Origin of the sequence: Leifsonia xyli subsp. xyli str. CTCB07 (assembly GCF_000007665.1) — a bacterium.
Classification (GTDB): domain Bacteria; phylum Actinomycetota; class Actinomycetes; order Actinomycetales; family Microbacteriaceae; genus Leifsonia; species Leifsonia xyli_C.
Window position 1 is genome coordinate 320777 of the sequence record NC_006087.1, and the last position, 25072, is coordinate 345848.

At 69.9% G+C, this 25072-nt stretch carries 25 protein-coding genes, 1 tRNA gene and 1 other RNA gene; 16 read left to right on the top strand and 11 right to left on the bottom strand.

Annotated features, from left to right (window positions below; translation table 11 throughout):
• Nucleotides 1-182: 182 nt before the first annotated feature.
• Nucleotides 183-1340: a cystathionine gamma-synthase gene (locus tag LXX_RS01530; RefSeq protein ID WP_256030919.1), complete on the top strand. Its 1158-nt coding sequence runs from the start codon at nucleotides 183-185 to the stop codon at nucleotides 1338-1340.
• A 122-nt stretch (nucleotides 1341-1462) separates the two neighbouring features.
• Here the strand turns inward: LXX_RS01530 and LXX_RS01535 are convergent, their stop codons facing one another.
• The 3 genes from LXX_RS01535 to LXX_RS01545 all read right to left on the bottom strand — a co-directional run bounded on the left by LXX_RS01535 (nucleotide 1463) and on the right by LXX_RS01545 (nucleotide 2844).
• Complete coding sequence (locus LXX_RS01535; protein WP_041766978.1) at nucleotides 1463-1669, bottom strand: hypothetical protein; 207 nt, start codon at nucleotides 1667-1669, stop codon at nucleotides 1463-1465.
• A 165-nt stretch (nucleotides 1670-1834) separates the two neighbouring features.
• Complete coding sequence (locus LXX_RS01540; RefSeq protein WP_041766980.1) at nucleotides 1835-2143, bottom strand: trypsin-like peptidase domain-containing protein; 309 nt, start codon at nucleotides 2141-2143, stop codon at nucleotides 1835-1837.
• A gap of 20 nt (nucleotides 2144-2163) precedes the next feature.
• Nucleotides 2164-2844: a hypothetical protein gene (locus LXX_RS01545; RefSeq protein ID WP_011185348.1), complete on the bottom strand. Its 681-nt coding sequence runs from the start codon at nucleotides 2842-2844 to the stop codon at nucleotides 2164-2166.
• A gap of 447 nt (nucleotides 2845-3291) precedes the next feature.
• Between LXX_RS01545 and LXX_RS01550 the strand changes: the two genes are divergently transcribed.
• The 4 genes from LXX_RS01550 to LXX_RS16080 all read left to right on the top strand — a co-directional run bounded on the left by LXX_RS01550 (nucleotide 3292) and on the right by LXX_RS16080 (nucleotide 6958).
• Entirely contained in the window at nucleotides 3292-4605 is a 1314-nt protein-coding gene (locus LXX_RS01550) for a glycosyltransferase (RefSeq protein WP_011185349.1), read from the top strand.
• Between the two features lie 2 nt (nucleotides 4606-4607).
• A complete protein-coding gene (locus tag LXX_RS15160) occupies nucleotides 4608-5684 on the top strand; it encodes an ArnT family glycosyltransferase (RefSeq protein WP_223227686.1) in 1077 nt (358 codons plus the stop codon).
• A gap of 26 nt (nucleotides 5685-5710) precedes the next feature.
• On the top strand, nucleotides 5711-6583 hold the full coding sequence (locus LXX_RS15165; protein WP_223227687.1) for a hypothetical protein: 873 nt from the start codon (nucleotides 5711-5713) through the stop codon (nucleotides 6581-6583).
• A 240-nt stretch (nucleotides 6584-6823) separates the two neighbouring features.
• Nucleotides 6824-6958: a hypothetical protein gene (locus tag LXX_RS16080; protein ID WP_262967459.1), complete on the top strand. Its 135-nt coding sequence runs from the start codon at nucleotides 6824-6826 to the stop codon at nucleotides 6956-6958.
• Nucleotides 6959-6969: 11 nt separating this feature from the next.
• Here LXX_RS16080 and LXX_RS01560 read toward each other — a convergent pair whose 3' ends face one another.
• From LXX_RS01560 to LXX_RS01575, 4 genes are all read right to left on the bottom strand, one after another.
• Complete coding sequence (locus LXX_RS01560; RefSeq protein ID WP_011185350.1) at nucleotides 6970-7311, bottom strand: hypothetical protein; 342 nt, start codon at nucleotides 7309-7311, stop codon at nucleotides 6970-6972.
• Nucleotides 7308-7898 (bottom strand): alpha/beta hydrolase, encoded by a 591-nt coding sequence (locus tag LXX_RS01565; protein WP_041766982.1) that lies wholly within the window; start codon nucleotides 7896-7898, stop codon nucleotides 7308-7310. Before LXX_RS01565 ends, LXX_RS01560 begins: the two co-directional genes overlap by 4 nt.
• A 72-nt stretch (nucleotides 7899-7970) precedes the next feature.
• Nucleotides 7971-8408, bottom strand: coding sequence for a hypothetical protein (locus LXX_RS01570; RefSeq protein WP_041766985.1), 438 nt, complete (start codon nucleotides 8406-8408; stop codon nucleotides 7971-7973).
• 773 nt (nucleotides 8409-9181) lie between these two features.
• Nucleotides 9182-9400: a hypothetical protein gene (locus LXX_RS01575; RefSeq protein ID WP_011185353.1), complete on the bottom strand. Its 219-nt coding sequence runs from the start codon at nucleotides 9398-9400 to the stop codon at nucleotides 9182-9184.
• Nucleotides 9401-9572: 172 nt separating this feature from the next.
• On the opposite strand from LXX_RS01575, the gene LXX_RS01580 reads away from it, so the two are divergent.
• Complete coding sequence (locus LXX_RS01580; protein ID WP_041766987.1) at nucleotides 9573-9836, top strand: hypothetical protein; 264 nt, start codon at nucleotides 9573-9575, stop codon at nucleotides 9834-9836.
• Nucleotides 9833-10051, top strand: coding sequence for a hypothetical protein (locus tag LXX_RS01585; RefSeq protein WP_011185354.1), 219 nt, complete (start codon nucleotides 9833-9835; stop codon nucleotides 10049-10051). The genes LXX_RS01580 and LXX_RS01585 overlap by 4 nt, the downstream gene beginning before the upstream one ends.
• A gap of 213 nt (nucleotides 10052-10264) precedes the next feature.
• Here the strand turns inward: LXX_RS01585 and LXX_RS01590 are convergent, their stop codons facing one another.
• The 4 genes from LXX_RS01590 to LXX_RS01605 all read right to left on the bottom strand — a co-directional run bounded on the left by LXX_RS01590 (nucleotide 10265) and on the right by LXX_RS01605 (nucleotide 13830).
• The gene (locus LXX_RS01590; RefSeq protein ID WP_011185356.1) at nucleotides 10265-11698 is read right to left on the bottom strand and encodes a xylulokinase; all 1434 of its coding nucleotides are present in this window, start codon (nucleotides 11696-11698) and stop codon (nucleotides 10265-10267) included.
• Between the two features lie 10 nt (nucleotides 11699-11708).
• Nucleotides 11709-12863: a xylose isomerase gene (xylA, locus tag LXX_RS01595; RefSeq protein ID WP_011185357.1), complete on the bottom strand. Its 1155-nt coding sequence runs from the start codon at nucleotides 12861-12863 to the stop codon at nucleotides 11709-11711.
• The gene (locus LXX_RS01600; protein WP_223227688.1) at nucleotides 12830-13642 is read right to left on the bottom strand and encodes a hypothetical protein; all 813 of its coding nucleotides are present in this window, start codon (nucleotides 13640-13642) and stop codon (nucleotides 12830-12832) included. Before LXX_RS01600 ends, xylA begins: the two co-directional genes overlap by 34 nt.
• 103 nt (nucleotides 13643-13745) lie before the next feature.
• Nucleotides 13746-13830: transfer RNA gene (locus LXX_RS01605), tRNA-Ser, on the bottom strand.
• 98 nt (nucleotides 13831-13928) lie between these two features.
• Between LXX_RS01605 and ffs the strand changes: the two genes are divergently transcribed.
• From ffs to LXX_RS01645, 9 genes are all read left to right on the top strand, one after another.
• Nucleotides 13929-14025, top strand: an RNA gene (ffs, locus tag LXX_RS13250) — signal recognition particle sRNA small type.
• Between the two features lie 97 nt (nucleotides 14026-14122).
• The gene (locus tag LXX_RS01610) at nucleotides 14123-14350 is read left to right on the top strand and encodes a hypothetical protein (RefSeq protein ID WP_011185359.1); all 228 of its coding nucleotides are present in this window, start codon (nucleotides 14123-14125) and stop codon (nucleotides 14348-14350) included.
• Between the two features lies 1 nt (nucleotide 14351).
• Nucleotides 14352-16481 (top strand): phosphate acetyltransferase, encoded by a 2130-nt coding sequence (gene pta / locus LXX_RS01615; protein WP_011185360.1) that lies wholly within the window; start codon nucleotides 14352-14354, stop codon nucleotides 16479-16481.
• Nucleotides 16478-17671 carry an acetate/propionate family kinase gene (locus tag LXX_RS01620; protein ID WP_011185361.1) on the top strand — a complete coding sequence of 398 codons (1194 nt, stop codon included), beginning with the start codon at nucleotides 16478-16480 and terminating at the stop codon, nucleotides 17669-17671. Before pta ends, LXX_RS01620 begins: the two co-directional genes overlap by 4 nt.
• Nucleotides 17672-17950: 279 nt before the next feature.
• Nucleotides 17951-20314, top strand: coding sequence for a DNA polymerase III subunit gamma and tau (locus LXX_RS01625; RefSeq protein ID WP_041768062.1), 2364 nt, complete (start codon nucleotides 17951-17953; stop codon nucleotides 20312-20314).
• A gap of 3 nt (nucleotides 20315-20317) precedes the next feature.
• A complete protein-coding gene (gene recR, locus LXX_RS01630) occupies nucleotides 20318-20914 on the top strand; it encodes a recombination mediator RecR (protein ID WP_011185363.1) in 597 nt (198 codons plus the stop codon).
• A 73-nt stretch (nucleotides 20915-20987) separates the two neighbouring features.
• Entirely contained in the window at nucleotides 20988-22274 is a 1287-nt protein-coding gene (locus LXX_RS01635) for an aspartate kinase (RefSeq protein WP_011185364.1), read from the top strand.
• Between the two features lie 74 nt (nucleotides 22275-22348).
• Nucleotides 22349-23419 carry an aspartate-semialdehyde dehydrogenase gene (locus LXX_RS01640; protein ID WP_011185365.1) on the top strand — a complete coding sequence of 357 codons (1071 nt, stop codon included), beginning with the start codon at nucleotides 22349-22351 and terminating at the stop codon, nucleotides 23417-23419.
• A gap of 147 nt (nucleotides 23420-23566) precedes the next feature.
• Complete coding sequence (locus LXX_RS01645) at nucleotides 23567-25042, top strand: malate:quinone oxidoreductase (protein WP_011185366.1); 1476 nt, start codon at nucleotides 23567-23569, stop codon at nucleotides 25040-25042.
• The last annotated feature ends 30 nt before the right edge of the window (nucleotides 25043-25072 follow it).

The window sequence follows — 25072 nt, forward strand, 5'->3', positions numbered from 1 at the left end:
CCGCTTGTTCAGCGGCCCTGTTACGGTGGACCCCGTGAAGCACGCGGGGACCACCGACCTGGCGGAGAGGGCCGGGCAGCTGCTGTGGCGGCGCCATCGTGGAGCCGGCGAGCGGCAGCGCGGGGCGGGGCTCCCACGGCAGAGGCTCCTCCTCCGCCGCAGCGAACAGAGCACGGAAAAAATTGATGACACACGGTTTCTCCACCCGCGCCATCCACATCGGCCAGGAGCCCGACCCGACGACGGGCGCGATCATCCCGCCGATCCACCAGACCTCGACCTTCGTCCAGGACGGCATCGGCGGTCTGCGCAGCGGCTACGAGTACGGCCGCGCTGCCAACCCCACCCGGGATTCGCTGCAGTCGCTGCTCGCCTCGCTGGAAGGCGGCGTCTCCGCGCTGTCCTTCGCTTCCGGCCTCGCCGCCGAAGACGCTCTGCTGCGCGCCGTGCTCAGACCCGGCGACCATATCGTCCTCGGCAACGATGTCTATGGTGGCACGCACCGTCTGATCGACCGCATCCACGGCGCCTGGGACGTCCGCAACACCACGGTCGACCTGACCGACCTGGACGCGGTGGGCGTCGCCCTCGCGACCGGCCGCACCCGTCTGCTCTGGATCGAGACCCCGAGCAACCCGCTGATGAAGATCAGCGACCTGGCCGCCTTGACCTCCCTCGGCCACGGCGCCGGTGCGCTCGTCGTCGTGGACAACACCTTCGCCTCGCCCGCGCTTCAGCAGCCGCTGTCGTTCGGCGCGGATGTCGTCGTCCACTCGACCACCAAATACCTCGGCGGTCACTCCGACGTGATCGGCGGCGCGCTCGTCTTCGGCGGCGAGGAGCTCGCCGAGAAGGTGCGGTTCATCCAGTTCGCCGCCGGGGCCGTCTCCGTGCCGATGGATGCCTGGCTCACCGTCCGTGGCATCAAGACCCTCGCCGTCCGCATGCAGCGCCACACCGAGAACGCGCAGGCGATCGCAGACGCCCTCCTCGGACGCCCCGGCGTCCAGGCGGTCTATTACCCCGGACTGCCGACGCATCCGGGCCGCGCCCTCGCCGTCCGCCAGATGAGCGGCTTCGGCGGGATGCTCTCTGTCGCCCTCGCCGGCGGAGCCGCGGTGGCGCGCCGGTTCGCCGAGTCCACCGAAGTCTTCCAGCTCGCGGAGTCGCTCGGCGGCGTCGAGTCCCTCATCGGCTATCCGGCCGAGATGACCCACGCCTCCGTGCGCGGCACGGAACTCGACGTGCCCGGTAACGTGATCCGCCTGTCGGTCGGAATCGAGGACATCGCCGACCTGCTGGCGGATGTCGAGCAGGCGCTGGGGCGGGCGTCGCTCTAGCGGCCCGGGACTGCTCCTAGCTAGCTCCCTGCCGTGGGTGGCCGGCCCTCCCCGCATCCCTGCTCAGCCGGCACGTGGATCGTCGAGGTGCGGGGCCCCGAACCGTCGCCCGCCGGCTCTGTTCAGAATGCGAACTGTGCCCACTCCTCGCGTTCCAGCCGGACCCGTTTGCCGTGCTGCTCCACGATCCAGTGCTGAGGGGTGCCGCCGAGGTAGGTACACAGCACGGTTTCGCTGCTCCAGCCGTCCGCCGAGCGAATCCAGCGTACCAGATGGATGGACTGACCTGTCTTCGGCGTGTTGCCGATGGGCGTTTCGTGAGTTGTCATGCAGCACCCCCTCCCGATTGTGCGGCATTCCCCCCACACGGGGGTTCTACCCTCGACAGTAGTGGGGTACGGGGTGGGGGTACAAGTGGCTCTTCCGAACAGGGGCGATGGTGGCGCCGGCGAGATGCGGGGTCAGCTTACGGGGGCGTCTTCGCACCGGACTCCTCAGCTTCGCGCGCTGGCGATGAGATACATGCACCAGACCTCCGCATCGTTCGGAACCGCGACAGTGTACGGGTTGGTCAGGAGGGACTTGCCCAGGGTGGTGACGGCGAACACCTTTCCGGAATCGGCGGATGCCATCGTGCTGAACCAGGGGCCGCCGGAGGAGCCAGGGGTCATCCGGCACCCGTGCAGCACCGTGGCGTGCTCGGTGAACCCGGGGAACGGTTCCGCGTCGCCGGTGCAAGCGCCCTGGCTCTCGCCGGTGAGGGGCCAGTAGCTCGGATAGCCGGCCACCGTCACCTTGTTCACATCGTTGCCGAGGTCCGCTCTCAGTGTGTTGCCGCCGACTCAGTCGGTGAGATAAGCCCAGTACGGACGATGGGTGTACACCAGGCGCTTCTGGAAGGCGACGAGCGCCTGGTCTGCTCGTCGTCCTGGTGCAGAGCCCAGGCTTTGAGGGTGAAGGCCCGCGAGTAGTTCCAGACCAGGTACGGCGCCCTGCCGTTGTCGTATCCGGGAGCGAAAGCGAACTTCGTGTTCCAGCCCCGCCTGTACGTGTACACGTAGTGTCCCGCGGTCTCCACCAGGTTGTGCGACGAACCGTTGATCACGGTTGCGGTACACCAGCTGTCCTGGTTGTTCGCGTCGACGTAGAAGAGCTTCCCGACGGTCTTCATCGGATGCCCGGACGCGGAGCTCCCGGCCGGCGCTTCGGTGCGGGCGCCGACTGGCGATCCGGCCCTCACCGCCGACCGCATCCTGTCGGCGGTCCAGTAGCCGAGCGGATCGGAGTCCGGGGGCGCCGGGCGATACGATATCGCGGCCCTCGGCTCGGGTGGGGACAGGACGACGGCATTGGCCATGTTCCTCACCGGCTCCGTTGCGGACGGTTCCGCCGGCGAGGCTCCCGGCACACCGTGCGGCACGAGTGCGAGGGCACCGGCGACCGCCAGGGTCGCGAGGGCGCCCACCGCTCGGCTGGATCGGCCTCTGATCGGATTGAACGACATCGACACACCCCATTCCCCTCGAAAGCTCCTGTGCGAGCGAGGTCATGCTAGAGCCGGGATCGGCCGGCCATCCGCGTCCGGGGGCAGCCTCAGCGTCTGAATGAGTGCGATCGCGAGATCGCTGGGTGGTGTGCGACGCCTGCCCGGGAGGAGCGTCTACGGTGGGCGGGAGCGGTGGGCGCCGGACTCGATGCCGTCGCGGAAGGCAATCAACGTCGGGATGGACGCGATCTGCGCCGACGCGGCGAGGGCTCCTTGCGGGCGGGGAAAAGATGTCTTGCTCGACAGCGGCGGGGCACCCGCGCGCATTCCGGCGCGAGGCGCGAGGCGGGGAGCCCGTCGCAGAGGGAAACCACAGGAGACGCATCGGAACCCAGCGGGAAACGCAGGGGGAAGACCTCAGCCCATGACGGGTCGCGATGATGCGCTGTCGGCAGGGTTGCGATCATGTCAAACTCATCCACTTCACCCCTGGCGCTCGACATCGTCGTGCCCGTGTACAACGAGGAGGCGACGCTCCAGACGTCCATCCGCCGGTTGCACGCCTACCTGAACGGCGCGGTCCAGGCGAGCTGGCGGATCACGATCGCCGACAACGCCAGCACCGACGCGAAGCCCGCCCTCGCCGACGCCCTCGCGGCCGAACTCCCGCGGGTGGCCGCGGTGCATTTGCCCCTCAAAGGGCGGGGCTGCGCGTTGAAGGCGGTGTGGGGATCCTCCCCGGCCGAGGTACACGTCTACCTGGATGAGGATCTTTCCACCGATCTCGCCGCCCTACCGCCGCTGGTGGCCCCGCTGCTCTCCGGGCACTCCGACCTCGCGATCGGGACGCGGCTCGGCAGCAGCGCCCGGGTCACCCGCGGCGGCAAGCGTGAGTTCATCTCGCGCAGCTACAATCTGCTGCTGCGCCGCACGATGGCTGTCGGGTTCAGCGACGCGCAGTGCGGCTTCAAGGCGATCCGCCGGGAGGCCGCCCAGCGGCTGCTTCCGCTGGTGGAGGACGACGGCTGGTTCTTCGACACCGAACTGCTCATCCTCGCCGAGAGGGCAGGTTTGCGCATCCACGAGATCCCGGTGGACTGGGTCGACGACCCCCACAGCTCGGTCGACATCGTGCGCACGGCCCGCGAGGACCTCAAAGGGATGCTGCGCGTCGGCACGAACATCGCGCGGGGCCGCATCCCGCTGGAGTCCGTGTACGCGGAGCTCGGGCGGCGTCCGTTCGCTCCGGCCCGGGAGCCGGGCTTCTTCGGGCAGGTCGTGCGTTTCGCGGTGGTCGGGGCGCTTTCGACCGCGGCCTACGCGGTGCTTTACCTGCTTTTCTCCGGCCTGGTCGGTGGACAGACCGCGAACTTCGCGGCGCTGCTGATCACCGCGGTCGCCAACACCGGGGCGAACCGCCGCTTCACGTTCGGTGTGCGCGGACGTCCCGGGATGGCGCGGCATCAGTTCCAGGGGCTGATCGTGTTCGGCATCGCCTGGGCGCTCACCGGCTGCTCCCTCGCGCTGCTTCACACGCCCGCGCCGGGGGCGTCCTCGCACGTCGAACTGCTGGTGCTGACTGTGGCCAACCTCGCCGCAACGCTGCTGCGCTTCGCGCTTCTGCGGCTGTGGGTCTTCCGGGCCTCGCGGCGGCAGGAGACGGCGCGGGCCACGGAAGCGCCGGCCGCGCCCGCTGTGCTTCCCGCCGCCGTGCCTCCGGCGCCGGCGCCGGCCTCCGGAACCCCGCTCGTCCTGACCATCACCGAAACGGAGCAGTGATCATGTCCCTCACCACCGTGCCCGTGTCCGGCGCTTCTCCTGCGTCGGCCCAGCCGTCCGGCCGGTGCCGCGCGGCGCTCCGTCGCCTGGTGCGGGGGCGCGAGGACGCCGCCGCCTGGGAACGGCCGGCCCTGCTCGGCCTGCTGGTTGCCACGGCGTTCCTCTACAGCTGGGACCTCGCGGCGAACGGCTGGGCCAACTCGTTCTACTCGGCCGCCGTGCAGGCGGGGTCGGTGAACGCAGAGGCGTTCTTCTACGGTTCCAGCGACGCCGCGAACTCCATCACGGTCGACAAACCGCCGGCGAGCCTGTGGATCATGGCTCTCTCGGTGCGGATCTTCGGACTGAGCCCGTGGAGCATCCTCCTCCCCGAAGCGCTCATGGGAGTCGTGACCGTCGGCCTCGTCTACGGGATCGTTCGGCGGAATTTCACGGCACGCACGGCCCTGCTCGCCGGAGGCGTGCTGGCTCTCACGCCGGTCGCCGCGCTGATGTTCCGGTTCAACAACCCGGACGCCCTCCTCGTCCTGCTGCTCACCCTGGCCACTTTCCTCACCCTCCGCGGGATCGAGTCTGGCCGCATCCGGTGGGTGATTGGGGCGGGCGTGGCCATCGGGTTCGGGTTCCTGACGAAGCAACTGCAAGCGTTCCTCATCCTCCCGGTGCTTGCCGGCGTGTATCTCGTTGCGGCAAAAGCGCCGTGGGGCAGACGGTTCGGGCACCTGTTCGCGGCGCTCGGGGCCGTGATCGTCTCCGCCGGATGGTGGGTCGCGATCGTCGAGCTCGTCCCGGCCTCGATGCGGCCCTACATCGGCGGCTCGCAGACGAACAGCTTCCTCGAGCTGACGTTCGGCTACAATGGTTTCGGGCGGCTGACCGGCAACGAGACCGGCAGTGTCACGGGCGGGGGCGGGATGTGGGGCTCGACCGGTGTCCTGCGCCTGTTCGAGAACGAGATCGGCGGCCAGATCGCCTGGTTGCTCCCGGCGGCCTTCGCGCTGTTCGCGCTCGCGCTGGTCCTCGGACGCCGCGCTCCCCGGACCGACGCGCGACGCTGCTGCTCTTCGTCGGCTGGCTGATCGTCACGGCGCTGGCGTTCAGCTTCATGGCCGGCATCTTCCACGCGTACTACACGGTCGCCCTCGCGCCCGCGCTCGCCGGGACCGTCGCGATCGGAGCGTCGGCGGCCTGGGCCGCCCGGGACCGCCTGTGGGTGCGCATCCTCTCGGCGGCCACCGCGCTCGGCACGGGTGTGTGGGCCTGGGCGCTGCTGGACCGCGCGGCGGACTGGCTGCCCTGGCTGAGGATCCTCGTTCTGGTCGTCGCGCTCGCGGCGGGCGCGCTGCTGCTCCTTCCCCCGAGCCTGGCCGGTCGCTTCCGGTCGCTGCCGCGCGCGACCATCGGGGTCGTGCTCGTGGCCGGGCTGCTCGCGCCGACCGCGTACACGCTGCAGACGGTGACGACGGCGTACAGCGGCTCGATCGTCACTGCGGGACCAACGGTGGCCGGGTCGATGGCCGGGCCGGGTGGCGGCGGGGGGCCGGGCGGCGTCCGCCAGGGTGCGACCGGAGCCCCGACGGCGGGTGGCCCGGGCGCGGACGGTGCGAGGACCGGCGGCATGGGCGGCCTCCTGAACTCCTCCGCTGTCGGCTCCAGGCTCGCGGCCCTCCTGAAGGCCGACGCCTCCTCGTACACCTGGGTCGCGGCGGCGATCGGCTCCACCTCTGCGGCCGGCTACCAGCTCGCCACGCAGGAGAGCGTCATGCCGATCGGCGGTTTCAACGGGTCCGACCCGTCGCCGACGCTGGCGCAGTTCAAGAAAGATGTCGCCGCGCGGAAGATCCACTACTTCATCGCGGGCGGCATCGGTCAGGCGAACGGCGGCAGCAGTGCGTCGAGCGCGATCGCCAGCTGGGTGGAGCACACCTTCACGGCGAAGACAGTCGATGGAGTCACCCTGTACGACCTGACCGAGTAGCCGGACCCCGTCCGGGCGGCTCGCGGCAGGACGGCGCCAAACTCGGTCGCCGTGACGCCGAGCGCCTGGCCGAGATCGAGGCCTCCCTCACCGGCGCCGGTCTCGGCGGCCGCTGGGTCTCAGCCGGTTTCGGTTTCGGTGGTGGGGGTGTTGTAGGGGTCGTTGGGGTTGGTGGGGTTCCAGGTGCGGTAGCCGTGGGGTCCGGCGAAGTCGTCGAGGGTGGGGCTGCTGGAGCATTCGGTGGAGAAGTCGAGGACGAAGAATTCGTCGTGGGCGGTGACGCCGAACAGTGCCCCGCCCGGGAGGTCGGCGCGGAGAACGGTGTGGTGGCCGGAGGCGGCGGGTTTGGTGGCGACGATGACGGTGACGGTGTAGCCGCGGCTGGTCTAGTAGTCGCTCATGGTGGTGGCGAAGTCCGCGGCTGCTCCGACAGGGTCGTGGAAGAGGCCCACGCTGAGTCGTTGGCTGTCGCCGGAGCCGACGTAGCAGGACTCGCCGAGGAACTCTGAGGTGGTGGGGTCCCACGGTTTGCCGTCGGGTTCTGGGTTGTAGCGCCAGCCGTCGGGGAGGCCGGAGGCTTGCAGGGAGTCGTGGATGTGTTCCAGGAGCTGGTCGCGCAGTTGCAGGCCGGTTCTCCGGGCGCCGGGTTGTGGTGGCGGTGGTGGGGTCATGGTGCAGGCTCCGAGCGATACGGCGAGGGCAAGGGTTGCGGTGCGGGTGCGGGTCATGGCAGGGCCTTTTGTCGCTGGTATTCTTTGATCTTCTCGGCTCTCTGGTTGTGGGCGTCGGCGTCGGCGGTGGTCGAGGTCAGGTCCCCGTCGATCAGATCGGGTCGGCCGAGAGCGGTCGCGGACATGTTCCAGAGCGATTGGGTGTTCTTGTCGAAGTAGCCGTGTCTTTTGCTGGGCTCGGCGTTGAGGAGGCCGCCGGGGGCGGTGCGGTGGGGCTCGCCCAGGGGGTTGTGGCCGTCGACGCCGTCGAGGTCGCGGCCGTTGCCTTCGGAGGAGAAGGCGTGGGCTCCGCCGATGGCCCGGTCGGTGATTCTGGCGGCTTGGGGGTTGGGCTCGGCGCGGCCGGAGAGGGAGGAGCCGAAGGGCGCGAGGCGGTCGGCCTCGGCGTGGGGGGTGTAGACGGTGGTGGCGTGGACGCGGGAGAGCGAGGGCACGAGTGTCGTGTCGATCCCGGCGGAGCCGACCATCACGAACGACTCGATCCTCGCGGTGGTCTGGGTGAGCGCGTACGAGGCCATAGTGGTGCCGTAGGAGTGGGCGACGACCGCGATGCTCGACGGCCCGGTTCGCGGTGTCCCGGACACGGTAGGGCAGGCCGGGGAGGTTCCCGACGATCACCGGCGCGGTTCTCACAAGCGCGTTCCGCTGTTCCGTTGTCAGGTTGGTCCACCAGGTGGCGACCTCGACCGGGTCGGGGGATGGTTCCAGAAGTTTTGGGCGAGGTCGGGGTTGTTCCGCAGCAGCCGGGCGAGATCAGCGGCGGTGCGGGATTTCAGGAGGCCGAGGAGTTCAGCGGGAGTGGCCGCGGCCCACCTCTTCCTTACCCGGTCGTACACCGCCCACACCGTCCCGTTCGCCCCACCGCCGGCCTTCTCGAAACCCGCAGCGGTCCCCTCCGCCCGGTTGCCGTCCAGCCAGCGCTGGAAACCGGTCAGGACCGCCGAAGCGTCGAGGTCACCCCACCGGCACCCCCGGTCGAAGGCGTCCACCGCCTGCCGGACACGGTGCAGATACCCGGCCAGCTCAGCGTCGAGGGCGCTGGAGCCGCTCGCGTACGCACGCAGATCCCCCGGCCGTGCCGAATGACACCCCACCGCTGTCACTCCCGGCCACGGTGGTGGGCGGGGTGTCCCGTCGCACCGAAACCCGGGCCACAGCCCGTCTCAACGGTGGGGGACCCGCCGCCGGCCGGGGTCCCACACCTCGGCGGACACCGCTGCCACGCCCCCCAGCGACACTGCCTGCGCTTCCCACCGCCTCCGCCGGTACTCCCACTCCCTGACCTGGGCACGCCGGACCTTCTCGGCCCGCGCGCTCTCCGCGATCTCGTCCGCGAACACGGCCAGGCTCCGCAACGCCGTCGCCAGCGCCCGGGCGCCGGGCGCCGGTCGCCGGTCGCCGCATGCTCGCCGTTCCGCGCGAACGACCGCGCGACCCCCCCGCGGAACTCTGCCGATGCGGCCGCGACAAGACCCGAACGAACCGGCGTCCGCACCTCGATCGCCACCGCTGCCGCCCTCGCCCGGCCGCCACCGCGTCCGCCGCCCCGAAATCGAACACCAAAGGCACACCATCGCCCGACACCAACCACCCCCACAACCCGAATGCAGTACGTAAAATACGATATCAAACCACGCGAACAATGATCCGCCACCGGATGGCGCCGCTCTCCCGAGACGATCCCCCCGGGACGCTTCCGGGTCCATCTCGCGCCGTAACCGAGCCGACGCCGCTCAGGGCCGGCGCCACCGGCTCGGCGAAGACGGCGAACCCGGGCAGATCGTGCTCGGCGCCCGGTCTGTGCGTTCCGGGAAGAAGACCGGTGGCCGCAGAGTCATGGCGCCGTCGGAGCAGCGCCCCGGTCGGTCTAGGTGAAGAACGCCCACATCGCACGGGAGACGGAGCAGGTCTCGCCGTTGACCTCGAGCAGCCAACTGGACTGGTTGCGCCCGCAATAGTTTCCATGCATCGTCTCGTACGTCCAGCGTTCGTCGATTCGGCGCCAGTGGATCAGATTGATCCGCTGCCCCTGCCGCAGGTACGGGATTGTGGTGTAGTCCTCGTCCACGATGATCGGTGTGCTCATGGTGTCCCTCCTCTGGGAACGGGCGGCGCGATCCCTTACACAGAGGAAGACACCGGGAGACGCAAAGGATTTCGGGGAGGATGCTCTTTCTCGCAAACCGGGCGGTGCGGCTGGGCAGTTCGATCCTGTGCCCGTGTGAGGAGAGAGCCGCCGTTTCGTCGGTTTGGTTGGTGTGACGCACCTGATTCTTATGGAGGTGGTTGTTGTGTCGTTGACCAGATCGATATCGGTGCCGCAGCAAGGGGCTGGACTGGCTGAGCGGGTGGGGTCGGGGCCATCGCGGGTGGTGGTGTGGCATGTGGATCGCTTGTACCGGCGTCCGGGGGAGTTGGAGGATTTGATCGACTTGGTTGAGTCGCATCCGATCCGAATCGAGGCGGTCATGGGCGGTGAGTTCGACCTGAACGCGCACGAAGGCCCTCTGATGGCCCGGTGACTGGTCGCGATTGCCTGGCCGAGAACATCGCAGCCTTCGCCCCGCGGATCAACTACGACGGTTCCCGCAGGATCTTCTACTCCAAGAAGGACGGCACCATCTGGGACGGCAACGCCGACCAGGTGACATCCACGCAGATCGCCCGCAATGTGGGCCTCGTCACCGTGATCCGCGCCGCCTCCAACGGGTCGTCTGTCGTCGTGTTCCTCTCCTAGACCGGACGCCTCTACAACACCCTCGGCGGAGTGATCGCCGAAAACGTGCCCGCATTCGACGCGAACGTCGACAGCTCCTCCACACGTCAAGTCTTCTACGCCCAATATCAGGCCGTCTGCTAGGGCGGTGCCGTGCTCCATGTCGCCACCGGCAAGGCGGCATGGAGCGCGGCGGCTGACCCGTGGACGATCATGAACTCGTCCGGCCGGGTGTCAGCCCGTCGTTCGCGCCGCCGCGTACTGCTCGCGGATGACCGTGCGCGTGTCCACGCACAACGTCCTGGACATCGCGACCGCCCACCGCGGACGCTGCCCGGTGAGGGACCACGCCGCTTGGACGGCGGCGCCGTCCGCGACGTAGTCGCCCGGCGACGGCACGACGACGACGGCGTCGAACACCTGAGCCGCGATCGTCGCGACGGCCGGGCTCTGCGCGGCGCCGCCGATCAGCAGGACGTGCCGCTCCCGCACGCCGCTCGCCCGGAGGGCGTCGATCCCGTCGGCGAGTCCGCACAGCATCCCCTCGATCGCCGCGCGGGCCAGGTTCTCGCGCCGGGTCGAGGCCAGAGTGAGACCGTGGACGCTGGCCGTCGCGTCTGGCAGGTTCGGCGTTCGTTCGCCCTCGAAGTACGGCACCAGGACAGCCCCGCCCGAACCCGGTTCGGCCCTGAGAGCGAGGGCGGAGAGACCGGCGTGGTCCACGCCGAGCACGCCTGCGATCGCGTCGAGGACGCGTGCGGCGTTGAGGGTCGCCACCAGCGGCAGCCACCGGCCGCTCGCGTCGGCGAATCCGGCGACCGTCCCGCTGGCGTCCGAGACCGGCGTCCCGGTCACCGCGAAGACCGTGCCGCTCGTCCTGATCGAGACGACGACATCGCCGTCCGCAGCGCTGAGCCCGAGTGCGGCGCCGGCGTTGTCGCCGGCGCCCGGCCCGACGTGTGCCCCGGCGGGGGTGCAATCGGCGCTCTCGGCCGGACCGAGCACCCGCGGCAGGACGACGCCGTCGCCGGGGTATCCGGCTTCCCGGCCGGCCCGACCGAGCGACCGCTCGAACAGGTCGAGGTCGTAGGTTCCTCTCGCCGAGCTCCAATACGCCGTGCCGCTCGCGTCGGAGCGGTCGGTCGTCAGCGCTTCGAGGTCCGGCCCGAGCGGGCTCTCGTCCGCGGGGCCGTACCCTTGCAGCCGCCAGGTCAGCCAGTCGTGGGGGAGGGCGACGGCCGCGACGCGCCCGGCGTTCTCCGGTTCGGCGTCCCGCAGCCAGCGCAGCTTCGTCGCTGTGAACGATGCGACCGGCACGACGCCGGCGCGGGCGGCGTAGGCGCCGGCTCCCACCTCCGCGATGAGGTCGCGCGCGGCTGCGGCGCTGCGGGTGTCGTTCCAGAGGAGGGCGTCGCGGATGACGCGGCCGTCGGCGTCCAGCACGACCATCCCGTGCTGCTGCCCGGCGATCGAGATCGCGGCCACGTCGTCCAGCCCGCCCGCCGCTGAGACCGCCTTGGTCAGGGCGCACCGCCAAGCCGCCGGGTTCACTTCGGAGCCCCCGGGATGCGCCGCCCGTCCGGAGCGCACGAGTGTGCCCGAACCGAGGTCGCGCACGACGACCTTGCAGCTCTGCGTCGAGGAGTCGACCCCCGCGACCAGCGTCACAGCAGGCCGCTCAGCGCGCGCCGAGCAGATGCTCGAGGGCCAGCTGCTGAAGCCGCACGAAGCCGAAGCCCCTGCCACCGAAATAGGCGTCCGCGTCGAAGTCCTCGAACGCGCTGCAGTCGGCCAGCAGGTCCCCGTAGCTCTCGCTCGGGCCGAGTGTCGGCTGCGACAGCTCCGCGACGCGCGACGCGGCCAGCGCTTCCTGCACGTCGGGGTCGGCGCGGAACGACGCCGCGCGCTCCTTCAGCAGCAGGTTAGGTGCGCATGTTCGCGGCCGCCGACTCCCAGACGCCCGCGACGTCCTCGGTGCGGGCGTCTGGGAGTCGAAGTGGCGCGGGCCGTCGTAGGCCGGGCCGCCGTAGGCCGGGCCGCCGTTCTCCAGCAAGTCGACCAGGGCGAAGGCGTTCTGCAGATCGCCATGCCCGAACACCAGATCCTGGTCGTACTTGACGCCGCGCTGCCCATTGAGGTCGATGTGGAAGAGCTTGCTGTGATACAGCGCCTGAGCGACTCCGGCGGCGGCGTTGAGCCCGGCCATCTGCTCGTGCCCGACCTCCGGGTTGAGCCCCACCAGCTCCGGCCGCTCCAGCGACGAGATGAACGCGAGCGCGTGGCCGATGGTCGGGAGCAGAATGTCGCCGCGCGGCTCGTTCGGCTTCGGCTCCAGGGCGAACCGGATGCCGTAGCCCTTGCCGGTGACATAGTCGCCGAGCAGATCGACGGCCTCGCGATAGCGTTCCAGCGCCATCCGGATTTCTTTCGCGGAGTCGTACTCCGCCCCTTCGCGGCCACCCCACAGCACGAACGTCTGCGCCCCCAGCTCGGCGGCGAGGTCGAGGTTCCTCAGCGCCTTCCGCAGCGCGAACCGGCGCACGGCGCGGTCGTTGGAGGTGAAGCCGCCGTCTTTGAACACCGGGGCGCTGAACAGATTCGTTGTGACCATCGGCACGATGATCCCGGTGTCCGCGAGCGCCTGCTTCAGCCGGTCGATTTGCTTCTGCCGCTCCGCGTCGGCCGAGCCGAACGCGAACAGGTCGTCATCGTGGAAGGTGAGCCCATAAGCGCCCAGCTCGCTCAGCCTCGTCACCGCCTCCACGACGTCGAGCGGTGGCCGGGTCGCGCCGCGGCTGCTCAGCTCCGGTGGAGCCTGCGCTCGAGCCAGCAATGGAGTTCCGGGGAGTTTCGCCGGAGGTGAGTGCGCGTCATCGGCTTCTCGGTGCGGGTGACCGGAGCATCCAGCTTCTCGGCCACACGCTCCATGTCCTCCAGCGACCAGAACCGGCCGCGCATGCGGATGAGCAGCCGGCCGCCGTGTCCGGTCACGAAGAGCTCCGGCAGGGTGTCGAGCGCGTTTCCATCGTAGAGGCGAACGAGCAGGATCGCGTCGGCATCGCCCGGTCGCGTCAGCACCGTCCGTCCGAAGAAGCGGCGCTCGCTGACCCCATCCGGACCGAGGGTGATGCGGGTGCTGAAGAAGGCGTAGGCCCCCAGGGCGGTGAGACCGGTCACAACGATGTGCGCGAGGAGCACCGCCAGCCAGGGGCCGTCGGGGACAGTCAGCCAGTAGAGCTGGGCGAAAACCGGCGTGGTCAGCGCCAGAGCGGCCACCAGGCCGCGGACGTACAGGCGCTGGAAGGGATGCAGCACCGTCACTCGCAGCGTCTCTGTGCTCCGTCCGATTTTTTCCGTCCGCTCATCGCTACGAGCCTGATGGACCGGCCCCCGGCCCGGTAGTGGTATTTTGGGGACAGGGTCTTGGCGGCGTCGTTTGGCGAGTTCTCGTGCCCGCAGCGAGTGCACCCGGAAGGCCGACAGGAGGGTTGCGAGCACCCCGACCGCGAACAGCGCCACCGTGGCGGTGTCGTGCATGTTCCTGCCGATCAGCAGGGTCACCGCAGCGATCGCCCCGGTGGCGCACAGCTGCGCGAACATCTTCTTAGTCATGGTCAGTATGTAACATCTGCGACGGAGCCTGGGGCCCACGGGGTGGGTGCGGTCTGGCTGGCTGGTGCGGGGGCGCGTGCCCCGTGGCTCCCTCGGCTCTGGGCGGAGAATGGGGGATTCGAACCCCCGAGGGCTTGCACCCAACACGCTTTCCAAGCGTGCGCCATAGGCCACTAGGCGAATTCTCCTGGGTCGCCCCCACCTGGCGGTGACGGCTCCGAATATCTTAGCGGACGCTGGGTGGTGCTCGCTGCCGGCCCTCCCAGCCGGACCCGCTACACTGATCGTCGGCTCCCCACGTGGCGCCATCCAGGCCAACTCCCCCAGGGTGGAAACGCAGCAAGGGTAACCGGGCTCTGGCGGGTGCGTGGGGGGTCTTTTCCGTACATTTCACGGTCGCGCACACCGCGTAGAGTGTGGACGGCGACGCCGCTATTCTACATTATTTAGAATGAAGTTCCGACGAGTCGAGGCGCAGGAATGACCGGACAGGCAATCATGGGGCAGCTGCCGGCCGGCGCGTTCCCCGCCGGGTTCCCGGCCGTGCTCGATCCGGAGTCGTTCACAGTCGATCGCATCCCCTATGACGGAGGACTGACCATCACCATGAACGCCACCGGGCCGAGCGAAGACCACACGACGGCCGAGTTGCCGCCGGAGCACGGGCGCCGGCTCGCGGCCCCCGGGACGATCGAAAGGGCCAGCTGACGTGGCAAGGTCGCTCTACATCACCTCGGCCGAGGGGCACACCGGCAAATCGACGGTCGCTCTCGGCGTGCTGGAGGCGTTGCGGCACTCGGTCGAACGGGTCGCGGTGTTCCGGCCGATCGCCCGCTCCACGGTCGAGCGCGACTACGTGCTCGATCTGCTGCTCACTCGCGTGACCGCGCAGATCGGCTACGAGGAGGCGGTCGGCGTCAGCTACGAGGACGTCCACGCGGACGCGGACGCGGCGCTCGGCGAAATCGTCCGGCGGTTCCGGGCTGTGGAGGCCAAAGCCGACGCCGTCGTCATCCTCGGCTCAGACTACACCGATGTCGGCAGCCCGACCGAGCTCGGCTATAACGCGCGTATCGCCGCGAATCTGGGCGCCCCGGCGCTGCTTGTGCTCGGCGGACGGGTCGGCCAGGGCTTCGGGGAGCGTCTCGGGCAGGCTGACCCGCGCTCTCCGGAGGAGCTGCGGCAGCTGGCGGAGCTCGCCGTCGCCGAGCTTCGCGCCGAGCACGCCGGACTGCTCGCGGTGGTCGCGAACCGCGCGGACAGCGATCGGCTGGAGACGATCGTCGAAGCGGTCGGCGAAGCGGTGGCCGCGGGTGCCCCGGCTCAGGGCGCCCGGCCGCAGGTGTGGGCCATCCCGGAAGACCCCTTCCTCGTCGCGCCGAGCATCCGCTCGATCATGGAGGTCACCGCCGGCGAGCTGCTCGCCGGCGACCGCGAGCTGCTGGCGCGTGAGGCGCTGGGCGTGGTCGTGGCGGGCATGTCGATGAACAATGTGCTGCCTCGTCTGGTGGAGGGGGCGGTCGTGGTGGTCCCTGGCGACCGCACCGAGGTCCTGCTCGCCGTGCTGATGGCGAACGCGTCCGGAACGTTCTCCTCTGTCGCCGGGATCGTGCTCAACGGCGGCTTCGAGCTGCCCGAGCCGATCGAGCGCCTGCTGGCGGGTCTGCGCTCGCCGCTGCCGATCGTTTACACGTGGCTCGACACCTACGAGACGGTGGTCCGCATCACGCACGCGCGCGGCCGGCTGGCCGCGGACTCGCAGCGGAAGTACGACACAGCGCTCGCCCTGTTCGAGCGGCATGTGGATGCCGGGGCGCTGCTCGCGCGCCTCGATGTCACCCGTCACGAGGTCGTGACGCCGCTGATGTTCGAGTACGACCTGATCGAGCGCGCCCGCGCCGCCGACAAGCACATCGTGCTGCCGGAGGGGGAGGACGACCGCATCCTGCGCGCCGCTGCGACCCTGCTTGCCCGCGGTGTGGCCCGGCTCACCATCCTCGGCGAGCCGTTCGAGGTGCGTTCGCGCGCGATCGAGATCGGTCTGGACATCTCCGGCGCGGAGGTGCTCAGCCCGTTCGACGATGTGCTGCGGCTGCGCTTCGCGCACGAGTACGCCGAACTGCGCGCACACAAGGGCATCACGGTCGATCAGGCGTCGGACACGGTGACGGACCCGTCCTACTTCGGCACGATGATGGTCCACGCTGGGCTCGCCGACGGCATGGTGTCGGGGGCCGCGAACACGACGGCGCACACCATCCGCCCGGCGTTCGAGATCATCAAGACCAGCCCGAGCGTCTCGGTCGTGTCGAGCGTGTTCCTGATGGCGCTCGCCGACCGGGTGCTCGTCTACGGCGACTGCGCGGTCATCCCGGACCCGACCGCCGAGCAGCTCGCCGACATCGCGGTCTCCTCGGCGCGAACCGCCGGCCAGTTCGGCATCGAGCCGAGGGTGGCGATGCTCTCCTACTCGACCGGCGACTCGGGCACGGGGGCGGATGTGGACAAGGTGCGCACCGCGACGGCGCTCGTCCGCGACCGGGCGCCGCAGCTCCCGGTGGCCGGGCCGATCCAGTACGACGCCGCCGCGGACGCCGCGGTCGGCGCCGCCAAGATGCCCGGCTCGGAGGTGGCCGGCCGCGCCACAGTGTTCGTCTTCCCGGACCTCAACACCGGGAACAACACCTACAAGGCGGTCCAGCGCAGCGCCGGGGCCGTCGCCATCGGCCCGGTGCTGCAGGGCCTCAGAAAGCCGATCAACGACCTCTCGCGCGGGGCGACGGTGGACGACATCGTCAACACGGTCGCGATCACGGCCATCCAGGCGGCCCTGTCGTGAGCGCCGTCCTCGTCGTCAACAGCGGCTCGTCGTCGCTCAAGTACCAGCTGATCGACGCGAAGAGCGAGGAAGCGCTCGCGACCGGCCTCATCGAGCGGGTCGGGGAGGGCGAGGGGCGCATCCGCCACCGCGGGCCGGGCGGTTCCGCCGAGTACACGCTCGTCATCCCGGACCACACCGCGGCCTTCCGCGCGATGCTGGCGGCCTTCGGGACCGACGGGTCGAGCCTGGTCGAGCATCCCCTGGACGCTGTCGGGCACCGGGTCGTCCACGGCGGCAAGCGCTTCTTCGAGCCCACCATCGTGACGCCCCTGGTCGAGGCCAACATCGACGACCTGGCCGACCTCGCCCCGCTGCACAACCCGGCGAACCTGGACGGCATCCGCGCCGCCCGCCAGGCTTTCCCCGCGGTGCCGCACGTCGCCGTCTTCGACACGGCGTTCCACCAGACCCTCGAACCGGCCGCGTATACCTACGCGATCGACGCGGCGCTCGCCGAGGAGCACCGTGTGCGCCGCTACGGCTTCCACGGAACCTCCCACAAGTACGTCTCGGGAGCGGTGGCCGAGCTGCTCGGCCGCCCGCTCGGCGAGCTCAAGCAGATCGTGCTGCACCTCGGCAACGGCGCCTCGGCCTGCGCGGTCGACGGCGGCCGCTCGATCGACACCTCGATGGGGATGACGCCGCTCGAGGGGCTCGTGATGGGCACGCGTTCCGGCGACATCGACCCGGCGGTGCTGTTCCACCTGTCCCGCCGCGCCGGCCTCGGCATCGACGAGCTGGATGAGCTTCTGAACCGGCGCAGCGGCCTCTTGGGGCTCACGGGCCACGGCGATATGCGCGATGTGCGTCGGGTGGCGGAGTCCGGTGACGCGGTGGCCCGGCTCGCGCTCGACACCGTCGCGCACCGGCTCAAGCACTACATCGGCGCCTACACCGCACTGCTGGGCGGCCTCGACGCGCTGACCTTCACCGCCGGTGTCGGTGAGAACGATCCTGATCTGCGCGCGGCCGCGTGCAAGGGACTGGGCGTGCTCGGCATCCAGCTGGACCCGGAGCGGAACGCGGCCCGGTCGCCGGGCGCTCGGATCGTCTCGGCGGACGGCTCCCCGGTGACGGTCCTGGTCGTGCCGACGAACGAGGAGCTCGAGATCGCGCGGCAAGCGCTTCAGGCGGTCGCCGCGGGCTGAGCGGTCCGGCCTCGGGATGCGCCGGCGCGGCCTGCTGTGTCGGGTGCGCTCGGCGCTCACTCGGTGTCGTCGTCCGTGTCGGAGGGTCTGTCCGTTAAAGGGATGTGTGGGGCTCGGCGGTTCATGAGTGAGTGGTTCTTTCGAACCGGCCCGCGAAGGTGATCGCGAATGTGTTGAGGGCGGGGTGCCCGCGAAACGGGTCAGGCTCCCTTGGGGGGCGATGCCGGCAGGTCTCATCAGGCTGACCCCACTGTCGGTCGTGCCAAGTAGCATGTGTGGGTGGTCACCGCTCTCTATCGCCGCTACCGGCCAGACACCTTCGCCGAGATGATCGGCCAGTCGCAGGTGACCGATCCGCTCACGACGGCGTTGCGCACCAACCGGGTGAACCACGCCTACCTGTTCTCCGGTCCGCGCGGCTGCGGCAAGACCACGTCCGCGCGCATCCTGGCCCGCTGCCTCAACTGCGCGGAGGGCCCCACCGACATCCCGTGCGGCGTCTGCCCCAGCTGCGTCGAGCTCAGCCGCGGCGGCGGCGGTTCGCTCGACGTGGTCGAGATCGACGCCGCGAGTCACAACGGTGTGGACGACGCCCGCGACATCCGCGAGCGCGCGATCTTCGCCCCGGCCCGCGACCGCTACAAGATCTTCATCCTGGACGAGGCCCATATGGTCACGCCCCAGGGCTTCAACGCGCTGCTGAAGATCATTGAGGAGCCGCCGGATCATGTCAAGTTCATCTTCGCGACCACGGAGCCGGAGAAGGTCATCGGCACTATCCGCTCCCGGACGCACCACTACCCGTTCCGGCTCGTCCCGCCCGCGCTGATGCTCGAGTACGTCCAGACCCTGTGCGACAGCGAGGGGATCACCGTCGCGCCCGGCGTGCTCCCGCTTGTTGTTCGCGCCGGCGGCGGCTCACCGCGCGACACGCTCTCGCTGCTCGACCAGCTGATGGCGGGATCCGAGGGCAGTTCCATCGAATACGAGCGGGCCGTCGCCCTCCTCGGCTACACGCACGCGGCCCTGCTCGACGAAGTCGTGGATGCGATCGCTGCCCGGGATGCGGCTGGGGCCTTCGCGGCCGTCGACCGCGTGATCCAGACCGGACAGGACCCGCGCCGCTTCGTGGACGACCTACTCGAACGCCTCCGCGACCTGATCGTCGTCGCGGCGACCAGCGTCGAGGGCGCTGCCGCTGTCCTCCGCGGCGTCCCCGCCGACGTGCTGGACACGATGGGCAGGCAGGCGATGATGTTCGGCGCGGCCGAGCTCAGCCGCTGCGCCGACATCGTCAACGCCGCGCTGACCGAGATGACCGGCGCGACCTCGCCACGCCTGCACCTGGAGCTCATGGTCGCCCGCGTGCTCGTGCCGTCGAGCGATGACACCGAGCGTGGTGCGCTGGCCCGGGTCGAGCGGCTGGAGCGCCGGGTGGGAGTGAGCGACGCCGCGGGCGGCGGACCGGCGAGGGGGGCGGCACTCACGGCGGCGGCGGCCCGCAGCGCGCCCGCGCCGGAGCCCCCAGCGATTCGCGCGGCGGAGCCTGCTCCCAGAGCGGAGCCGCCTGCGAGGGCGGAGAAAGCCGCACCGGAGTCGGATGCGGTGGCGGAACCACAGCCGGAGTCCGCCCCGTCCATCGGCCCGGTGACGACGCAGCAGGTCAAGGACTCCTGGCCGCAGATTCTGGATGCCGTCCAGCGCGCCAAGCGCAGCGCTTGGATGGTCGTCTTCACCGCACAGGTGCGTGCCCTCAGCGATGATGTGCTCACGCTGTCCTTCCCGAGCGACAATGACGTCCAGAGTTTCCGGCAGCCCCCGGCGCCGGGCACCCAGGGCGTCAGCGAGTACCTCCGCCAGGCCATCGTCGACATCCTGGGAATCCGGGTGAAGTTCATCGCCCGCGCTGACGGCGGTTCCGGCTCGCCGGGCCCGGGTGAGCCAGCGGCGTCTGCGGCCGAGACCTGGCCCGGGGCGGACGGCCCCGGCGGTGCGCCGCACGGGGGCGGGGGAATGGCGGCCGGCGTTCCCGATCGGCTCGCCTTCGAGGGGCCGGCCTCGGGATCGCCGGTTTCGGGACGGTCGGCGCCCGGTGCATCGCCGTCGGCGACGGCTCCCCCCGGGACCTCCGGCTCCGGTGTCGCAGCGACCGCTGCCGCGGAGGCGTCGGGAGCCGCCGGGGCGGCATCGCGCTCGGCCGCCGCGCCGTCCTCCAGGCCGGTGACGGAGTGGGCGACCGTCGCCATCCCCGTCGCGGAACCGGTGGGGGCGGCGTCCCCGGTCGTGACCCTCGAACGGCCCGGGCCCGCCGCTGTTCCGGCCGCATCCCGGGCCGACAGCCCGACCCGCGGTGGCACGCCTCTATCCGACGATGTGCCGCCGGAGGAGACCGAGCCGCCGTTCGAGCCGGACGTCCCGGAGGAGCCCGGCGAAGGCGGGGCGGGTGCCCCCCCTCCTCCTCTTGGCTCGGCTCCGGCTCCGTCCACCGTTCCGGCCCCGCGCACCGTCCGCGCACCGTCCACCGGCGTCCGGCCCCCCGCCTTCCAGGCCCCGCAGCGCTATGGCGAGGCCGTCGTCCGCGAGATCCTGGGGGCGACCTTCCTCGAGGAGCAGCCTGCTCCAGCCACCCCGGGGATGAGGTAGCCCGTGTACGCGGGCATCGTCCAGGAGCTGATCGACGAGCTCGGCCGCCTTCCGGGGATCGGGCCGAAGTCGGCGCAGCGGATCGCGTTCCACATCCTGCAGACCGAGGCGTTCGATGTCACCCGCCTGGCCGAGGTGTTGCTGGAAGTGCGCGACAAGGTGCGGTTCTGCGAGATCTGCGGCAATGTCTCGGAGCAGGCCACCTGCTCTATCTGCCGCGATCCGCGTCGCGACCCGGCGCTGATCTGTGTCGTGGAGGAAGCGAAGGATGTCGTCGCCATCGAGCGCACGCGCGAGTTCCGGGGGCTCTACCATGTCCTCGGCGGCGCCATCAGCCCGATCGATGGCGTCGGTCCCGACGACCTCCGCATCCGGCAGCTCGTGCAGCGTCTCGCCGACGGGACCGTTCAGGAGGTCATCATCGCGACCGACCCCAATCTCGAGGGCGAGGCGACGGCGACCTACCTCAGCCGTCTGCTGACCACGCTGGAGGTCCGCGTCACGCGCCTCGCCTCCGGTCTGCCGGTCGGCGGCGATCTGGAGTACGCCGACGAGGTCACCCTCGGCCGCGCGTTCGAGGGCCGGCGTCAGGTCTCCTGACGTCATCGTCACATGAACGCCCCGGCATATCCCCGGCCGGTAGGATGGGAACTCCCGTGAATTCTGGAGTGCCATGGCTTTGATCGTGCAGAAATTCGGCGGCTCGTCCGTCTCCGACGCCGAATCCATCAAGCGCGTCGCCAAGCGGATCGTCGAGACCCGCAAGGCCGGAAACGAAGTCGTTGTCGCCGTCTCCGCGATGGGGGACACCACCGATGAGCTGGTCGACCTCGCACACGAGGTCACGCCGATCCCGGCCCCCCGCGAACTCGACATGCTGCTTACCGCGGGCGAGCGCATCTCGATGGCGCTCCTCGCGATGGCGATCAAGAGCATGGGCTCCGATGCCCGGTCGTTCACCGGCAGCCAGGCGGGCATGATCACCGACGCGGTGCATGGCTCCGCGCGCATCGTGGACGTGACGCCCGGCCGTATCCAGGACGCCCTCTCCGAGGGGGCCATCGCGATCGTCGCGGGCTTCCAGGGCTTCAGCCGGGAGTCCCGCGACATCACGACGCTCGGACGCGGCGGCTCCGACACCACCGCCGTCGCGCTCGCCGTCGCGCTCGGCGCCGAGGTCTGCGAGATCTACACGGATGTGGATGGCGTGTTCACCTCCGACCCCCGGCAGGTTCCGCTCGCGCGCAAGATCGACCGCATCACCAGCGAGGAGATGCTGGAGCTGGCGGCGGCAGGCGCGAAGGTCCTGCACATTCGCGCGGTGGAGTACGCCCGCCGCCACGACGTGACTCTGCACGTGCGCTCCTCGTTCTCGAACCGGGAGGGCACGTATGTCCTCAACGAAGCAGCCGCGGCGGCCGCCGCGAAGAAGGATGGAATTGTGGAAGAGCCCATCATCGCCGGAGTCGCCACCGATCTGAGCGAGGCGAAGATCACCGTTGTCGGCGTTCCCGACGTCCCTGGCAAGGCGGCGCAGATCTTCAAGATCGTCGCCAAGGCGAACGCCAACGTGGACATGATCGTGCAGAACGTCTCCGCGGCGGCCACCAGCCTGACCGACATCTCGTTCACGCTGCCGAAGTCGGAGGGGCAGCGCGTGCTGACCGCCCTGACGGCGGAGAAGTACGAAGTCGGCTTCCAGTCGCTCCAGTACGACGACCAGATCGGCAAGCTCGCCCTGGTCGGCGCCGGGATGCGCACCAACACCGGTGTCTCGGCCAAGCTCTTCGAGGCCCTCTTCGACGCCGGCATCAACATCGAGATGATCTCCACCAGCGAGATCCGCATCTCGGTCGTGACCTGCGCCGACACCGTGGCGGAGGCCGCTCGTGTCGTCCACAGCGCCTTCAGGCTCGACGGCGACCAGCAGGCCATCGTCTACGCCGGCACCGGCCGCTGACGACCCCTCCCGGGAAGTCGCGCCGTGCGTTTCCCGTCCGACCATCTGAACACTCGACCCGAAGGGGCCTCTCCATGAGCGAGCACGCTGGACTCTCGATCGCCGTCGTCGGCGCCACCGGCCAGGTGGGTGCGGTGATACGCCGTCTGCTGGACGAGCGCGAGTTCCCGGTTGGGAGCGTCCGGTTCTTCGCCTCCTCCCGCTCGGCGGGCACGACTCTGCCGTTCCGCGGTGAGAACATCGCGGTCGAGGATGTCGAGGCCGCCGACGTCTCCGGCATCGACATCGCACTCTTCTCGGCCGGTGCGACCGGTTCCCGGGCGCACGCCCCGCGCTTCGCGGAGGCCGGCGCCATCGTCATCGACAACTCCAGCGGCTGGCGTCTGGACCCGGATGTCCCGCTGGTCGTCTCCGAGGTGAACCCCGAGGCCATCGCCGACGCGCGCAAGGGGATCATCGCGAACCCGAACTGCACCACGATGGCGGCCATGCCGGTGCTGAAGGTCCTCCACGACGAAGCCGGCCTCGAGCGCCTGGTCGTCTCCACCTATCAGGCGGTCTCCGGCTCCGGTCTCGCCGGTGCGGAGGAGCTGGCTGGGCAGATCCGCGCCTCAGCGGCCGACGAGAACCTGTTGCAGCTGGTCCACGACGGCTCCGCCGTCGAGCTGCCTGCGCCGGTGAAATACGTCCGCCCGATCGCGTTCGACGTCATCCCGCTCGCCGGTTCCCTCGTGGCGGATGGCTTCAACGAGACCGACGAGGAGAAGAAGCTCCGCAACGAGAGCCGGAAGATCCTCGATCTGCCGGGCCTGCTGGTCTCCGGCACCTGCGTGCGCGTCCCGGTCTTCACCGGCCACTCACTTTCAATCAACGCGGAGTTCGCGAACCCGATCAGCCCCGAGTGGGCCGCCGAGCTGCTCGCGGACGCCCCGGGCGTCCGGCTTGCCGATGTCCCCACTCCGCTCGAGGCGGCCGGTCAGGACCCGAGCTTCGTCGGCCGCATCCGCAGCGACGAAGGCGTTCCCGAGGGCCGCGGTCTGGCGCTCTTCGTCTCCAGCGACAACCTCCGCAAGGGAGCGGCGCTGAACGCGGTGCAGATCGCCGAACTCGTCGCCAAACGGCTGACCGCGTCGGTCGGCGTCTGACCCCGAGCCGCTGGCGGGGCCGGGTCGGCTCCGCGCCGCTCGGCTCCGCGCCGGTCGCGGCCGGTTTCCGAGGCTGCGAGGGTTTCTGCATCGAGAGGGTCTCTGACGGCACGGGTGGGGCCTCCCCGCGCCCCGTAGGATTGTCGGGTGAGCAACGATCCCATCGACGTCGTCCTGATCGGCGGCGGCATCATGAGCGCGACGCTGGGGGCCATGATCCAGCGTGTGCAGCCCGGCTGGAGCATCCGGATCTACGAGTCCCTCGGCGAGGTCGCCCAGGAGAGCTCGAATCCCTGGAACAACGCGGGAACGGGCCACGCCGCCCTCTGCGAACTGAACTACATGCCCGAAGCGGAGGACGGCACAGTCGACCCCGCGAAGGCGATCAGTATCAACGAGCAGTTCCAGCTGAGCCGGCAGTTCTGGGCCAGCCTGGTCGCCGCCGGTGACCTGCCGGAGCCGCAGACCTTCATCAACTCGACGCCGCACATGACGTTCGTGCGCGGCCGGGAAAACGTTCGATATCTCCGCCGCCGCTACGAGGAACTGAAAGACCAGCCGCTCTTCGCGGGGATGGAGTACAGCGAGGACGCTGAGACCATTGCCGAGTGGGCGCCGTTGCTGACGAAGAAGCGCAACCGCAAGCAGCGCATCGCGGCGACCCGCCAGCTGGCGGGCACCGATGTGGACTTCGGGGCGCTCACGCGCGCTCTCGTGGACGATCTGGTCGCGAGCGGCGCAGAGCTCGCACTGAACCACCGCGTGTGCTCCCTCAAACGTACCAAGGACGGTCTGTGGCGCATCCGCGCCCGGCATGAGGTTGGGCGCACTCCGCGCGAGGCGCTCGCGCGGTTCGTGTTCGTGGGCGCGGGCGGCGGCGCTCTGCACCTGCTGCAGAAGTCGGGCATCTCGGAGATCGAGGGTTTCGGCGGCTTTCCGATCTCGGGGCAGTTCCTCCGGACCACCAACCCGGCGATCGTCGCCCAGCACAAGGCGAAGGTCTACGGCAAGGCGGCCGTCGGCGCGCCGCCCATGTCGGTGCCTCACCTCGACACCCGCGTCGTGGATGGCGAGACGTCGCTGCTCTTCGGCCCGTACGCCGGGTTTAGCCCCAAATTCCTGAAGACCGGCACCTGGTGGGACCTCCCCGGTTCGATCCGCCTGGGCAACATCGGCCCGATGCTCGCCGTCGCCCGCGACAACTTCGACCTCATGAAATACCTCATTGGCGAGCTGATGGCCGGACGCGAGAAGAAGCTGGCCGCCCTGCGTGAGTTCATGCCCACAGCGAAGTCGGAGGACTGGGAGCTCATCGCCGCCGGTCAGCGCGTCCAGGTGATGAAGAAGGACGAGAGGAAGGGTGGCGTGCTGCAGTTCGGCACGGAGGTCATCGCGGCGGCGGATGGCTCGATCGCGGGTCTGCTCGGCGCCTCGCCCGGCGCATCCACCGCCGTGCCGATCATGGTCGATCTGCTGAAGCGCTGCTTCCCGGAGCGGTTCGAGGGCTGGCTGCCGGTCTTGAGAGAACTCATCCCGACCGTCGGCACCACGCTCAACGACCGGCCCGAGGAGGCTGAGTTCGTACTCAAGCGGACCGCCGCTGTGCTGAAGCTCGCGCAGTAGGCCGTTCGGTCGCCCCCCATGCCGGCCGAT

Excerpts from the sequence above, each read along its gene's own strand:
- LXX_RS01535 (WP_041766978.1), bottom strand. The coding sequence starts at position 1,669 with ATGACAACTCACGAAACGCCCATCGGCAACACGCCGAAGACAGGTCAG.
- LXX_RS01545 (WP_011185348.1), bottom strand. The coding sequence starts at position 2,844 with ATGTCGTTCAATCCGATCAGAGGCCGATCCAGCCGAGCGGTGGGCGCC.
- LXX_RS01550 (WP_011185349.1), top strand. The coding sequence starts at position 3,292 with ATGTCAAACTCATCCACTTCACCCCTGGCGCTCGACATCGTCGTGCCC.
- LXX_RS15160 (WP_223227686.1), top strand. The coding sequence starts at position 4,608 with ATGTCCCTCACCACCGTGCCCGTGTCCGGCGCTTCTCCTGCGTCGGCC.
- LXX_RS15165 (WP_223227687.1), top strand. The coding sequence starts at position 5,711 with ATGGCCGGCATCTTCCACGCGTACTACACGGTCGCCCTCGCGCCCGCG.
- LXX_RS01560 (WP_011185350.1), bottom strand. The coding sequence starts at position 7,311 with ATGACCCGCACCCGCACCGCAACCCTTGCCCTCGCCGTATCGCTCGGA.
- LXX_RS01575 (WP_011185353.1), bottom strand. The coding sequence starts at position 9,400 with ATGAGCACACCGATCATCGTGGACGAGGACTACACCACAATCCCGTAC.
- LXX_RS01600 (WP_223227688.1), bottom strand. The coding sequence starts at position 13,642 with ATGACTAAGAAGATGTTCGCGCAGCTGTGCGCCACCGGGGCGATCGCT.
- LXX_RS01610 (WP_011185359.1), top strand. The coding sequence starts at position 14,123 with ATGACCGGACAGGCAATCATGGGGCAGCTGCCGGCCGGCGCGTTCCCC.
- LXX_RS01635 (WP_011185364.1), top strand. The coding sequence starts at position 20,988 with ATGGCTTTGATCGTGCAGAAATTCGGCGGCTCGTCCGTCTCCGACGCC.
- LXX_RS01640 (WP_011185365.1), top strand. The coding sequence starts at position 22,349 with ATGAGCGAGCACGCTGGACTCTCGATCGCCGTCGTCGGCGCCACCGGC.